Below are 12,297 nucleotides of genomic sequence, written 5' to 3'. Positions count from 1 at the left end.
ACCAACGCCCAGTGGGCCAGCGAGTAAATGATGCAACGTCAGAACAACGCCTAGAACACAAAATTTCTGACAGTCCCCGCGTTGCCCTGAAGCGAGACTTCAGGGGCCAAGGTCGGCCAAAGATTCCAAATGTTACCTTAGTTACTAACTTTGATCTATGGCAGATCTAAAGCTCCATGCAAACGGCCATACATGAGCGCATATCGATTTGTTGATTGCGCTCGCTCTTTTCTTAGTTTGAATGTCCCTACGCGAGCGCCTCAATATCCACCGAGCTTTCCTCTCATTTCCCCTCCACCCGCCCCCACCTCCCCGCAATCCCCCCCGCCGCCGCCTTCATCCTCTCCACCACCATCCCAAACCTCTCCACCCCCAACCTCTCCGCCATCGCCGTCACCGTAATCGCCCCCAAGGCCACCCCTCCCTCCGTCAACACCGGCACCGCCACCGCACTCGTCCCCGGCATTAACCCCATTGCCGCATGCGCAATCCCCTCCCTCCGCGCCACCTCAACCCGCGCAATCACATCCTCCACCCGCTCCCCCATCACCTCCAGCCTGGCCGCATTCCCCCGCACCAACTCCACACTCTCCTCCCTTCCCAAACTCGCCAACAACGCCACCCCCGACACCCCCACGCCCAGCGGCCGTCTAACCCCCACCTCAATCGACAGCACCTGTATCGGATGCCTGCCCGTCCGCCGCCCAATACATATCGAATCGTGCCCATGTCGAATACTCAGAAACACCGTATCCCCGACCTGATCGGCCAGCTCGCTCATATACGGGTCCGCCAGGGTCAGCAGCGGAAAGCGCCTTGTTCTTGCCAGCCCCAGCAAACTGATCTCTTGCCCGATCAAATACCGTCGTGTTTCTGAATCCTGTTCTACCGCGCCCTCTTGCACCAGCGTCTTCAGCAGGCGATGCACGGTGGGCCGATTCAGGCCGGACATGCGTTCCAGATCCACCAGCCGCACGCCGCGCTCTTGTCCGCACGCAATCAGCCGCAGCAGCGCCAAGGCCCTGCGTACCGTCTGTGCGCCGGATGCGCTTTTGTCTTCTGGTTCGCTCACGTGGCCTCCGGTTTGATAATGGATTTGGGCGTCTGCTGAATACCCCGCTTGGTGACGATGGGGCCTAGCGATGCGTAGTTCGGCCCGCCGATGCGGCAGATGGGGCGTAGTAATGCCGTATCGATCTTGCCGTCTTGCAGCAGGCCATCGCGTATATGGAACATCACCACTTCGCCCACGAAGAACTCCGCGCCGGTGTCGCCAAACGGGGTGACGCTATGAAAGCGGCATTCCAGGCTGATGGGCGCGGCAGCAAGTCGCGGGGTGTCGATAACGGCACCGGGAAGCACGCTTAAACCCAGCACGTCGACTTCGCTGATTTCAGGAGGGTGTTCTTGGGCGCTGTCGTGCAGGGGATCAAGCAGGGTTTCGTCGCCGACGTTGACGACGAAGTGGCGGTTGGCCAGGATGTTTTCGGCGGTGTCTTTGCGTTTGCCGGCTTTGCGGCCGATGTTGACGCCGATCATGGGGGGTTTGTTTGAGACGAAGGTGTAGCAACTGAACGGCGCCAGGTTGACGCCGCCGTGGGCGTTGACGCTGCTGATCCAGGCGATGGGTCGGGGCACGACGATGCCGCTCATCAGGCGGTAGGTTTGTTCGGGGTTCAGGTCGCTGGCGGGAAAGTGCATGGTGGGTCTGGCTCCGTAGTCCGGATATTGAACATTCAACAATGAATAAAACCGCGCGCGCAATAGGCGCCCAGGGTAATTCTCCGGCGAAACAAGGTCGCACCAAAAGCCGCCCACAAAGCAACCTGCCAAAAGAGTCCAACATCCGGAACTTTTCTTGAAATTCGGATTGTTCAGCGGCGCGGGAATTTCTAGAGTGTCGTCAAACACAACAAACAAAACGTGATGACACGACCAGGAGACAAACCATGACTCGCAATACCCTTCGCGCCTGCGCCACGGTGGCGCTGACCGTTCTGACTTCCATGGCGCACGCCGCGTGGCCCGAGAAACCCGTGAAGATCGTGGTGCCCTATCCGCCGGGCGGCAATGTGGATGTGGCGGCGCGGCTGATTGCGCCGGGGTTGCAGGCGGCGTTTGGGCAGCCGTTTATTGTCGAGAACAAGCCGGGTGCGGGCGGGATGATTGCCGGTGAGCAGGCGGCGCGGTCCGAGCCGGATGGCTACACCTTGTTCATGGCGGCGAACGGGCCGCTGCTGTTCTCGCCGCTGATCTTCAAGCGGGATGCCTACAAGTGGGACCGGGACTTTGCGCCGATCAGTTCGGTGTCGTACACGCCGCTGGTGTTGCAGGTGAAGCCAAGCGTGCCGGCGAAGACGCTGGCTGAATTGCTGGCGCTGGCGAAGAAAGAGCCGGGCAAGCTGAACATGGCGTCTCCGGGTGCGGGGACCACGAATCATCTGGTCAGCGAGCTGTTGCAGTCGTTGACGGGCGCGCGTTGGACGACGGCGCAATACAAGGGCAACGCGCCGGCCACGACCGATCTGTTGGGCGGGCAAGTGGATTTCAATTTTGATCAGATTTCGGTGGCGCTGCCGTATGTGAAGGAAGGCCGCTTGCGCGCCTTGGCGGTGACGACGGCCAAGCGCGTGCCCTCGATGCCGGACGTGCCGACGTTTGCGGAAGCGGGTGTGCAGGGCATGGAGGCGGCCACGTTTACCGGGCTGCTGGCGCCGAAGGGCACGCCGCCGGATGTGCTGAAACAGTTGAGCGAGGCGCTGACCAAGATTCTGGCGCAGCCGACGATTATCAAGCGTTTTGATGACCTGGGTGCCGAGGCGCGCGGTAGTACGCCCGAGGAATTCACGCGCTATCTGGCAGCGGAAGACGCGCGCTGGACGCCGATCATCAAGCGTGCGGGCATCACGGCGAACTAAGGCCAGACCACCGCCACCGGACCGCAGCCTGGCCTGACCCGCCAGCAGCCGCGTCCTGAAAACCGAACGCATCGCGGCCTTGCCTGGTCATGGCCGCGATGCCGCCCCACCCCCTTCTTTCCACACGGAACCGCCATGAGCAGACGCAGCATTTACGCCGAAGGCTTCAGCCACAAGAACCCCATTCCGGCCGCGTGCCGGATTAGGCCCATGCTGTATTCGGGCAGCATCCAAGGCACCGACCCCGCCACCGGCGCGTACGGCGCGACGTTGGAGCGCCAGTGCGAACTGATGTTCGACCACGTGCGGCGCATTGTTGAGGCGGGCGGCGGCACGCTGGATCACGTCGCCAAGATGACGGTGTGGATGCGCGACCGCAGCCAGCGCGCGGCGCTAAATGCCGTGTGGCTGCAAGCGTTTCCGGATGCGGAGAACCGCCCGGCGCGCCATACGATGCAGGCCGATCTGGATGGCGACAAGCTGATCGAATGCGATTTTGTGGCCGTGATCGGGTAAGGGAGACAGACGATGACTCAAAGCCAAATGACTCGAAGCCAAAGTTCGCAGAATCAACCCGCGCAGAATCCAGCGCCGCAGGACCAAGCGCCGCAATACCAACCCTCGCAGTACCAACCCTTTAATCCCCGCCCCACTGCCCCCGCTACCCGGCTGCCTGCTAAGGCCTGCGATAGCCAGTTTCACGTATTCGGTTCCGCAGACCGTTACCCGGTTCGCCCCGGCGCGGCGTACGAGATGCCCAGCGCCACCATCGAGACCGCGCTGGGCCTGCATCGCCTACTGGGCATCGAGCGTGGCGTGATCGTGCAGGCCACCACCTATGGCGCGGATCATCAGGTGGTGCTGGACGGCCTGGCCGCCGCCGGCCCGTCGTATCGCGGTTGCGCGAATGCGGTGGTGCTGGCCGAGCGTGACGACGCCTACATACAGAAGCTGCACGATGCGGGCGTGCGCGGGGCGCGGTTCACGCGTCAGGGCTTGGGTATCAGCATGGCGCCGGCTGTGTTTGACCGCGCCATTGCGCGCATTCGTGAACTGGGTTGGTACGCCAAGTTTCAGCCGGAGCCCGACGGCATGATGGCGCAGGCGGCGCAGTTTGAACGGCTGGATATTCCGGTGCTGCTGGACCACATGGGGCGTGCTGATCCCACGGCGGGCGCGGGGGACCCGACTCGGCAGTTGTTGGAGTCGTTGCTACGTCGCGGCAACTTCTGGGTGATGTTGTCGTTGACGGAAAAGATCTCACGCAGCGGCCCGCCTTGGGACGACGTGACGCCGCTTGCCCAAGCGCTGATCGCCGCCAACCCCGACCGCGTGGTGTGGGGCAGCGACTGGCCGCATCCCGTCTCCACCAAGCCCACGCCCGACGAGGGCCAGTTGGTGGACCAGTTGGCGCGTTATGCGGGCGACGCCGCGACGCTTAAGAAAATCCTGGTGGACAACCCCGCTCGCTTGTTTGGATTCGACGAATGAAACTGCTGACTTATACGCATGAAGGCCGCACGCACTTTGGCGCGCTGCGTGGCCAGGACCAGATCGTGGCGCTGGATGGCCACGGCCACGGGTATGGCAGCCTGCGCGCTGCGCTGGAAGCCGATGCCCTGCCCGCGCTGGCCAAATTGGCGGACTCGCTTCCCGCCACGCACAAACTGAACGAGGTGCGGCTGTTGCCGCCAATACCCTCGCCAGAAAAAATCATCTGCGTCGGCGTGAACTACGGCAAGCGCAACGAGGAATATAAAGACGGCAGCGCACCGCCCGCCTACCCCAGCGTGTTCCCGCGCTTTCCGGGTTCGTTCGTGGGCCATGGCGAACCCTTGCTGCGCCCACCGGAATCCGAGCAACTGGATTATGAAGGCGAGATCGCCATCATCATCGGCAAGGCCGGACGCCGCATCGCCGCCGAGGACGCCTGGAGCCACATCGCGGGCCTGACCTGCCTGAACGAAGGCACGGTGCGCGACTGGATCAAGCACGGCAAGTTCAACGTAACGCAGGGCAAGAACTTTGACGCCAGCGGTTCGATGGGGCCGTGGATGGTGACGGCCGACGAATTCGATCCCGCCGCGCCGTTGACGGTGACGACGCGCGTCAACGGCGAGCTGCGCCAGCAAGACGCTACCGACAACCTGATGTTCCCGTTCGCGGAACTGATCCGCTACATCTCGATCTGGACCACGCTGAAGCCCGGCGATGTGATCTCTACCGGCACACCGATTGGCGCAGGCGTGCGCTTCACGCCGCCGCGTTTCTTGAAGCCGGGCGACGTGGTCGAGGTCGAAGTTGCCGGCATCGGCGTGTTGTCGAACCCCGTGGCCGACGAAGTCGCCGCGCACTGATCAGGAGCCTTCCATGCTTAACGACGACGACCGCGCCCGCGCGGCCAGCCTGCTGCTTGAAGCCGAGCGCAGCGGCGTGCCCACCACGCAGCTTGATCAAGCGTTTCCCGGCATTGAGATTGCCGATGCGTATGCCATCCAGCAACGCAATATCGACCAGAAGATTGCCGACGGCGCCAAGCTGCGCGGCCACAAGATCGGCCTGACGTCCAAGGCCATGCAAAGCACCGTGGGCATCGACGAGCCCGACTACGGCCATTTGCTGGACACGATGTTCTATCAAGACGGGCAGACCATTCCCACCGACAAGCTGATCGTGCCGCGCGTGGAAGTCGAGTTGGCTTTCGTGCTGGGCAAGCCCTTGCGCGGCCCGGACGTAAGCCTGTTCGACGTACTGGATGCCACCGATTACGTGGTGCCCGCGCTGGAACTGATCGATGGCCGCAGCAAGTATCCGCGCCGCATCGTCGACAACATTGCCGACAACGCGGCCTGCGCCGGCATCGTGCTGGGCGGCCGGCCGGTGCGGCCGATGGATATTGATCTGCGCTGGGTCGGTGCCCTGCTTCTGAAGAATGGCGTGATTGAAGAATCGGGCGTGTCGGCAGCAGTGCTGGGGCATCCCGCGCTGGGCATTGCGTGGTTGGCCAACAAGCTTGCGCAGCACGACGCCGGGTTGGAAGCCGGTCACATCGTGCTGGCGGGGTCCTTCACACGCACGGTCGCGGTGAAACGCGGCGACACGTTGCATGCGGACTACGGCAAGCTGGGCAGCATCTCGGTGCATTTCTCATAAGGCGGCGCGCATGGAACTCCCCATCAATACCTTTAAACGCGCGCTGCGTGAACAGCGCCATCAGACTGGCCTGTGGGTCACGCTTGGGCATGCGAACAGCACGGAACTGGTGGCAGCCAGCGGCTTTGATTGGCTGCTGCTGGATACCGAGCACACGCCCGTGGTGCTGCCCACCGTGATGTCGCAGTTGCAGGCGGCTGGCGCGTATAAGAGCCATCCGGTGGTGCGCCCGTCTTGGAATGACAAGGTGCAGATCAAGCAGTATCTGGATATCGGCGCGCAGACCTTGCTGCTGCCTTATGTGCAGAACGCCGATGAGGCGCAAAGCGCGGTGGCCGGCATGCGCTATGCACCGCGCGGGATAAGGGGCGTTAGCGGCACGATGCGCGCAACGCGGTATGGGCGCGTGCCGGACTATATGCGTCGGTGCGAAGAAGAACTGTGTTTGCTGGTGCAAGCCGAGACGGGCGAGGCGCTGGAGAATCTGGACGCCATGATTGCGGTGGATGGCGTGGATGGGGTTTTCATTGGCCCCGCGGATCTGGCCGCCAGCCTGGGGTACCCGGGCGAGCCACAGCACCCGAAAGTGGTGGCCGAGGTGGAAAGCGCCATCAAGCGCATACGCGCGGCGGGCAAGGCGCCGGGCGTGCTGACGGGGGATGAGATCTTGGCGCGCCGGTATATCGAGGCGGGGAGTTTGTTTACGGCGGTCGGCGTGGACGCGGCAATCTTGGTGCGGTATTGCGATCAGTTGGCGGCGCGGTTCGCACAGGTTTGACGGGTTTCGCTAGACGCTAGACGCGCGGCCGTGGCGGCTTATGCCACGGAAATAACGCCACGTTTGTTACTCCCGGCTCTCGGCACGCGGTGCAACACTATTCGTAAGCACCCTTACACGGCGGGCTGTCATGCATCCCGCCGTTCATCCTAGCCAAGAAGGAATCACCACCGGAGGTAACACCGCCATGACCGCTGCCACTGAACCCACGGGCCGCATGCAGACGCCCCCCGTCGTAACCCCCGACGAATGGGAAGCCGCCCGCCAGCAGCTCCTGCTGAAAGAAAAAGCCCAAACCCGCGCCCGCGACGCCCTGGCCGCCGAGCGCCGCCGCATGCCCTGGACGCCCGTCGACAAGCAATACACGTTCGACGGCCCGAACGGCAAGCTGACGCTCCGCGACCTGTTCGACAAGCGCCGCCAGCTCATCATCTATCGCGCCTTCTTCGAACCCGGCGTGTACGGCTGGCCCGAGCACGCATGCCGAGGCTGTTCCATGGTGGCCGATCAAGTGGCGCATCTGGCCCACTTGAATGCCCGCGACACCACGCTGGTCTTTGTCTCACGCGCCCCGCAAGCCGACATCGCCCGCCTGAAGGCCAGCATGGGCTGGACGATGCCGTGGTTCACGATCACTGACAGCTTCGACGCGGATTTTGGCGTGGACGAATGGCACGGGACGAACGTGTTCTTTCGCGATGGCGACCGCATTTTCCGCACGTACTTTTTGAATAACCGTGGCGACGAGCAGATGGGCGGGACGTGGAATTACCTGGACATCACGCCGTTGGGCCGGCAGGAAGCTTGGGAGGATTCGCCTGAAGGGTATCCGCAGACGCCGGCGTACACCTGGTGGAACTGGCACGATAGTTATGTGCCAGGTGCGCCGCCAGATCAGGAGTGGGTCGAGGTGTCCGAGGCGGCAGATAAGGCGCTCATGGAGCAATGCTGCAACAAGGGTAAGCCAGCGCCGTAGCCGTACCGCGTTACTTGGGAAGGGCGTTCAGCGTGAAGCGAGGACGCCCTTGGCCTACTTGCACAACCGCTAACGTTATTTGTACGCTGCGCTTGAGCCAGTCTCTGAGAATCACGTCGGGATCTGCAATTGAAGCGCCTATCCTGCCTTTGATCAGCCCATCCTCGGTCTGAAATTCGAACGTTCTCGAGTTGGGAAGAATGCCCACAAACTCACCCGCAAAGGATTCGGACGCCTCCTGTATGTTTTCTTCGCCCAGCCGACTGGCGGAGTGTGTCAACTGGTCGAAGCCCTCATACCTGAATATCCTGCCTTTAAATTCCAGCCCACACCACGCGTGGTACTGAAACAAGACCGAGAGAAACTCAGAGATTTTCTTTACTGCACGAGGATGAATCGCATCAACAAACTCCGCCACATCATCATCACTGCCGGTCGCCGAGGCCTCTAGCAACGACTGCATCTTCTGCAGTGCATCCTCTGTTTTCTCGTGCTCGGGAAACAGACCCCCGGCGGGAAGTTCGAATTCGAATCCGAACGAACCTACCGCGGTGCCAGTGATCAAAAGTTGATTTTTATCGCGGTCAGGAATGGGCCCCATCAATTGAAGATTTTCGTTGAGCCCGGCCACTACAGCTGCAAAGGCATCGGCAAACGCGGTGGTTGCCTTTCCCCCAAAGTCCGCCGCAATTCCATGGCTCCCGATCGTGGGACGTCCTCGAAAAGTAAGCTTCACGCGTGAAGGTTGTGGGGAGGCTAGCTCGCTCTTGAGCGCAGCACGAACCGTCTTCAAACGATTTTGAATCGAGATACGTTGGATCGCCGCTGACGCAGGAATATCCTCCAACATTCGTTCCAACTCTCGGATTTCGGAGGTGAGGAATTCATCACGATTAGTCATGGCTCGACTCCAAGCTCGCTCTTGGCTTGAGCTAGCACCTGAACAGCAACGACATCTTCGGACGGGTCCAATTCCACTTGAACAAAGCCCTTCCACATGCCGTCTCTTCTATGGGACCACATGCTGTACCAATAGGATACTGATTGAACCGATTCGGCTTGCAGCGGGCGGCCCAGAACTTCCCAATAGGCATCCACGTGATAGGTGTCTTTCACATACGCTTGATCGAAAAGACGTGGATTCCTAGCCACTAGTGCCTCTTGGTCCAGCCCATTCGGAAGATCCAAAAACGTCACAACATCAACGTCACGCGGGTCTCTTGCTTCAACAACCTCGACGTGTTCAGAAAAGCTGCCGTTCAGCCATTGAAATCCCGTGTCGATTCCAATTCTGTGAATCTCGGCGCGGAACTTCAGAAGCCCATCAAGAATGTTCAATCGAGCGCACGATATCCCCATCGCGTCGATCAGCGAATGAAGGGACGATTTATATGGCGAACGATCAGGATCGTGCCCATGAGCACCCGGGCGCACCGGCGGAAGAACGCCTTGAAGGTTCCATGCAGGAATCATAGATTTTGCCTCTGGGCCACATCAAAAGGTCAAATTGCTGTTCGATACGAACCATCCATCATAGACCGTCGACACCCAAAAACACCCGCAATAACCGCCCATAAACACCGTGAAAGAGTCCTACTTTTAGCCTCACGGCCCGACTTCACCGACATCGCAACTGCCGTCCCGTCAATTTCCCCGTTCAGCACGTTACACGTACAAACTTCTTGCCAGTTATCTCGGCTATTGAACGCCCCAATGGCCGCAGCGATGCGCCCCACCCGCCATCACAAATGCCGATGGCTACACACCATCGCCTGCCCGGTCAGTTCGCCAATCAGCCTGGCGATGCCGCGCGCGCTCGCTTCATCCAGCCATTCCATGCGCACCATCCGAAATCCCATTGCCAGGCTATAGCGCCAGTCCAGTTCCAGGATGCGGTAGGCACAACCATTTGCCTCGCTATGCCATTGCGCAGCCGGGTCCTCATATGCCGCGCCGATGAAATCCACGTGCGAATCAAATGGCGGTAGCGATTCCAAGGGTTCGTCGGAACCCGGCAGGCACGGCTCGGACAGGTTTTCTCCGACCGCCACGCTGGGGTTCTGGCCGTTGAACGCCAGTAGCATCAGCGGAAAATTCCTGGGATCTGCGTCATAGTCCTCTTGGACCTCGGCGCTTAGGTAGGGGCGCGCGGCTGGGCCAAGGCAGTATTGGGGGCTGTGCCAGTCGCTGCTTTCGTTATCGTCGTAAAGCGGATCCGGGGTGATGCCATGTTGCGCCAGCAGGCTCAGCGATTCTTCGATGGTTGCGTCGTGCCGAATCGGCAGGTCGGCGGGCAGATGGCCTGCCTGCACATAACGCGCAAGCAAGTCGCCCGGCGTCCCCACGGGTTCCGGGTTTTGATATGAGCCTTCGTTCAGGCCGGCCACGCCGAATCCCAGGTTGATGATGGCGCGATACGGCACTTGCCGGCCGCGCGGCTCAAGCACGTATCCGCCGTTCAGCAGTTGCGCTTCCAGGGCCTGCCAATCGGGCGGCGGCAGGTGAAAATCGCGCGGGCAAATGAATTGGTGATGTTCAGACATGGGGGATGCGTTTGCAAATTCCGGGGTTAACGGTTTGCGATTCGTGGGCAAACCGCGAAAGTCTAAATGAAAAATTCCAGGTGAACGATAGCGCCCTGTCCGCCTAAACTTGCCGACATGAGTAAATCGTCATCGCCCTCGTCCGACCTCTTCGCCCCGCCTCGCAAGCGCTCCCCTGCCCGCGTAAATTCCCTGTTATGGATTCTGGAGCCCATGGAAAGCGACACCGCCTACCAGCGCCGCAAGATGTTCGGCTGCGATGCGGCGTATCTGGATGAGTCGCTGTACTTGGTGGTTGCAGACCGTGAACCGCCCTGGAACGGGGTCATGGTGTGTACATCGCGCGAGCACCATGCAGCGCTGATGGCGGACGTGCCCGGGCTGTTGGTGCATCCGGAGTTGGGTAAGTGGCTGTACCTGCCGCAGACCGACGAAGCGTTTGAGTCCCATGCGGCCGTGCTGGTGGCGCTGGCCTTGGACCGAGACCCGCGCATGGGCGTGGCGCCCAAGCCTAAGACGTCGCGGCGCAAGTCTTGGCGTGCCGCTGACTAAAGCGCTTAGTACGCGGATTGCTGCGCTGATCACCGCGTCGATTATTGCGCTGATTACCACGCCGTTGACCTAGTGGGCCAGATTTGACCTGATCGGGCCAAATATGACCCGCCCTAAGCCGTTGATAACGCAGCGGATATTTTTTATCGGGTCAAATCTGGCCCAATTCTTCGTAAAAACACGGGTTTTTCAGGCGTTTGACGCGGTGCGCGCGTCGACACGCCACGCCACAAAAACACAAGCCATTGATCGCAAAGGGATATTTTCCCGGCGACCGCACGTGGCACGGATATTGCATTAGCCCTGGTAGCGCTTCTTTTTAGAGAAAGCACCCAGCCCCTTCGGCTGCGCTTTGCCACCAGGACACCGCCAATAACCGCCATGAAGCAACCTATGCTTTGCCGCCGCTTGATCGCTGACCGAAGAACGCCGCCATGACCACGTACGCGGCCCTGCTTTCCCGGTCCAGAATCGCCGACCAAGGCTTCTATCTCTTGGTCGATCCGCAGGCTGATTGCGACGAAGATCACGTCTTGCATCCCGACAATTTGCTGGCACGGTTTGCGACCGATGCCGTCGAACCTGTGTTGCGCGCGGACCTGACGCATGACCTCTCCGCCTGCCCAAGGCTGATCACCCTGGCGAATGCCGGGCAGACGCTGGACGAAGACTTTCTGCGCATGACGGTGAACGTGGCGCTGGCCGAGCACATCGGTGGAAAACGCCTGATTTGCGGTTGGCTAAGCAGCCCGTCGCCGCTGACGGTGGTGGCGGAACACCTGGCGCAACGCTGTCTGGTTGCCGAGCAGAACGCGCAGCGTGTCGTGCCGTTCTTTGAGCCCTTGCGTCTGGAACTGTTGGCCGTCAGCCTGCGCGACAGCATCGGGCCATGGCTGTGGCCGATCAGCCAATGGATCGTGCCCAGCAGCGGCGGGCGCTTGCTGCACCTTAGCGGCAACGGCAATGCGCACGCGCCATCGTTAGGTGTCGCGGAAATCTCCGCACAGTATCTGGCGCCGATGGTCGGCAGTGTTCTCTCCGCTTGGCAGCAATTGACCACACAGCCCATGCGCGCTGACCTGCACGCGCTGGCGCCGTTGCTGCGCGAGACGCCTGGCCCCGCAATACACGCCGCGGCCAAAGTGCTGGCGCACTTGCGGCGCAGCCATGCGCTGGGTTTGGGTAAAGCGCAGGACCGTATGACATTTGCCCTGCAGCATTTGACCGTGAATCCGCATCTGGAAGCCCATCCGCGTATTCAGCAGTGCATACAGGAAGCCGCCGCCGGCAAAACGTCCTTGGAGGATGCACTCGGCGCGCTGGAGCGTGCCGAATGGCACGACTTACTCGCCACCTTGACCCGCACTCGGAGCTGAT

The 12,297-nt window shown here is 61.1% G+C and carries 14 protein-coding genes; 9 read left to right on the top strand and 5 right to left on the bottom strand.

The features are described from left to right. Nucleotides 1-283: 283 nt before the first annotated feature. Complete coding sequence (locus WBR68_RS29925) at nucleotides 284-1,072, bottom strand: IclR family transcriptional regulator (protein ID WP_230696067.1); 789 nt, start codon at nucleotides 1,070-1,072, stop codon at nucleotides 284-286. Then, nucleotides 1,069-1,701 (bottom strand): flavin reductase family protein, encoded by a 633-nt coding sequence (locus WBR68_RS29920; protein ID WP_046807937.1) that lies wholly within the window; start codon nucleotides 1,699-1,701, stop codon nucleotides 1,069-1,071. The genes WBR68_RS29925 and WBR68_RS29920 overlap by 4 nt, the downstream gene beginning before the upstream one ends. A 248-nt stretch (nucleotides 1,702-1,949) precedes the next feature. Between WBR68_RS29920 and WBR68_RS29915 the strand changes: the two genes are divergently transcribed. The 7 genes from WBR68_RS29915 (at nucleotide 1,950) to WBR68_RS29885 (ending at nucleotide 7,825) form a co-directional block, all read left to right on the top strand. Beyond that, nucleotides 1,950-2,918 carry a Bug family tripartite tricarboxylate transporter substrate binding protein gene (locus tag WBR68_RS29915; protein ID WP_230696066.1) on the top strand — a complete coding sequence of 323 codons (969 nt, stop codon included), beginning with the start codon at nucleotides 1,950-1,952 and terminating at the stop codon, nucleotides 2,916-2,918. A gap of 135 nt (nucleotides 2,919-3,053) precedes the next feature. Continuing rightward, entirely contained in the window at nucleotides 3,054-3,434 is a 381-nt protein-coding gene (locus WBR68_RS29910) for a RidA family protein (RefSeq protein ID WP_230696065.1), read from the top strand. A 27-nt stretch (nucleotides 3,435-3,461) separates the two neighbouring features. Continuing rightward, on the top strand, nucleotides 3,462-4,409 hold the full coding sequence (locus tag WBR68_RS29905; protein ID WP_230696064.1) for an amidohydrolase family protein: 948 nt from the start codon (nucleotides 3,462-3,464) through the stop codon (nucleotides 4,407-4,409). After that, nucleotides 4,406-5,275: a fumarylacetoacetate hydrolase family protein gene (locus WBR68_RS29900; RefSeq protein WP_230696063.1), complete on the top strand. Its 870-nt coding sequence runs from the start codon at nucleotides 4,406-4,408 to the stop codon at nucleotides 5,273-5,275. Before WBR68_RS29905 ends, WBR68_RS29900 begins: the two co-directional genes overlap by 4 nt. 13 nt (nucleotides 5,276-5,288) lie before the next feature. Beyond that, entirely contained in the window at nucleotides 5,289-6,071 is a 783-nt protein-coding gene (gene hpaH / locus WBR68_RS29895; protein ID WP_230696062.1) for a 2-oxo-hept-4-ene-1,7-dioate hydratase, read from the top strand. Nucleotides 6,072-6,081: 10 nt separating this feature from the next. After that, nucleotides 6,082-6,849, top strand: a complete 768-nt coding sequence (locus WBR68_RS29890) for an aldolase/citrate lyase family protein (RefSeq protein ID WP_230696061.1) — start codon at nucleotides 6,082-6,084, stop codon at nucleotides 6,847-6,849. Nucleotides 6,850-7,036: 187 nt separating this feature from the next. Beyond that, nucleotides 7,037-7,825 carry a DUF899 domain-containing protein gene (locus tag WBR68_RS29885; RefSeq protein WP_230696060.1) on the top strand — a complete coding sequence of 263 codons (789 nt, stop codon included), beginning with the start codon at nucleotides 7,037-7,039 and terminating at the stop codon, nucleotides 7,823-7,825. A gap of 10 nt (nucleotides 7,826-7,835) precedes the next feature. On the opposite strand, the gene WBR68_RS29880 is transcribed toward WBR68_RS29885, so the two are convergent. From WBR68_RS29880 to WBR68_RS29870, 3 genes are all read right to left on the bottom strand, one after another. Next, nucleotides 7,836-8,726, bottom strand: coding sequence for a hypothetical protein (locus WBR68_RS29880; RefSeq protein WP_050449538.1), 891 nt, complete (start codon nucleotides 8,724-8,726; stop codon nucleotides 7,836-7,838). Continuing rightward, nucleotides 8,723-9,298, bottom strand: a complete 576-nt coding sequence (locus WBR68_RS29875; protein WP_050449537.1) for a DUF6932 family protein — start codon at nucleotides 9,296-9,298, stop codon at nucleotides 8,723-8,725. The genes WBR68_RS29880 and WBR68_RS29875 overlap by 4 nt, the downstream gene beginning before the upstream one ends. Nucleotides 9,299-9,567: 269 nt before the next feature. Beyond that, nucleotides 9,568-10,368, bottom strand: a complete 801-nt coding sequence (locus tag WBR68_RS29870) for a hypothetical protein (protein WP_230696059.1) — start codon at nucleotides 10,366-10,368, stop codon at nucleotides 9,568-9,570. A 213-nt stretch (nucleotides 10,369-10,581) separates the two neighbouring features. Between WBR68_RS29870 and WBR68_RS29865 the strand changes: the two genes are divergently transcribed. Then, nucleotides 10,582-10,920 carry a hypothetical protein gene (locus WBR68_RS29865; protein ID WP_230696058.1) on the top strand — a complete coding sequence of 113 codons (339 nt, stop codon included), beginning with the start codon at nucleotides 10,582-10,584 and terminating at the stop codon, nucleotides 10,918-10,920. 434 nt (nucleotides 10,921-11,354) lie between these two features. Then, nucleotides 11,355-12,296 (top strand): DUF4123 domain-containing protein, encoded by a 942-nt coding sequence (locus WBR68_RS29860; RefSeq protein ID WP_230696057.1) that lies wholly within the window; start codon nucleotides 11,355-11,357, stop codon nucleotides 12,294-12,296. Nucleotide 12,297: the final 1 nt, after the last annotated feature.

Source organism: Achromobacter sp. JD-1 (assembly GCF_038594925.1).
Lineage (GTDB): Bacteria > Pseudomonadota > Gammaproteobacteria > Burkholderiales > Burkholderiaceae_B > Achromobacter > Achromobacter spanius_C.
The sequence above is the reverse complement of the archived record's forward strand: the minus strand, read 5'-3'. Positions and strand labels throughout refer to the sequence as shown.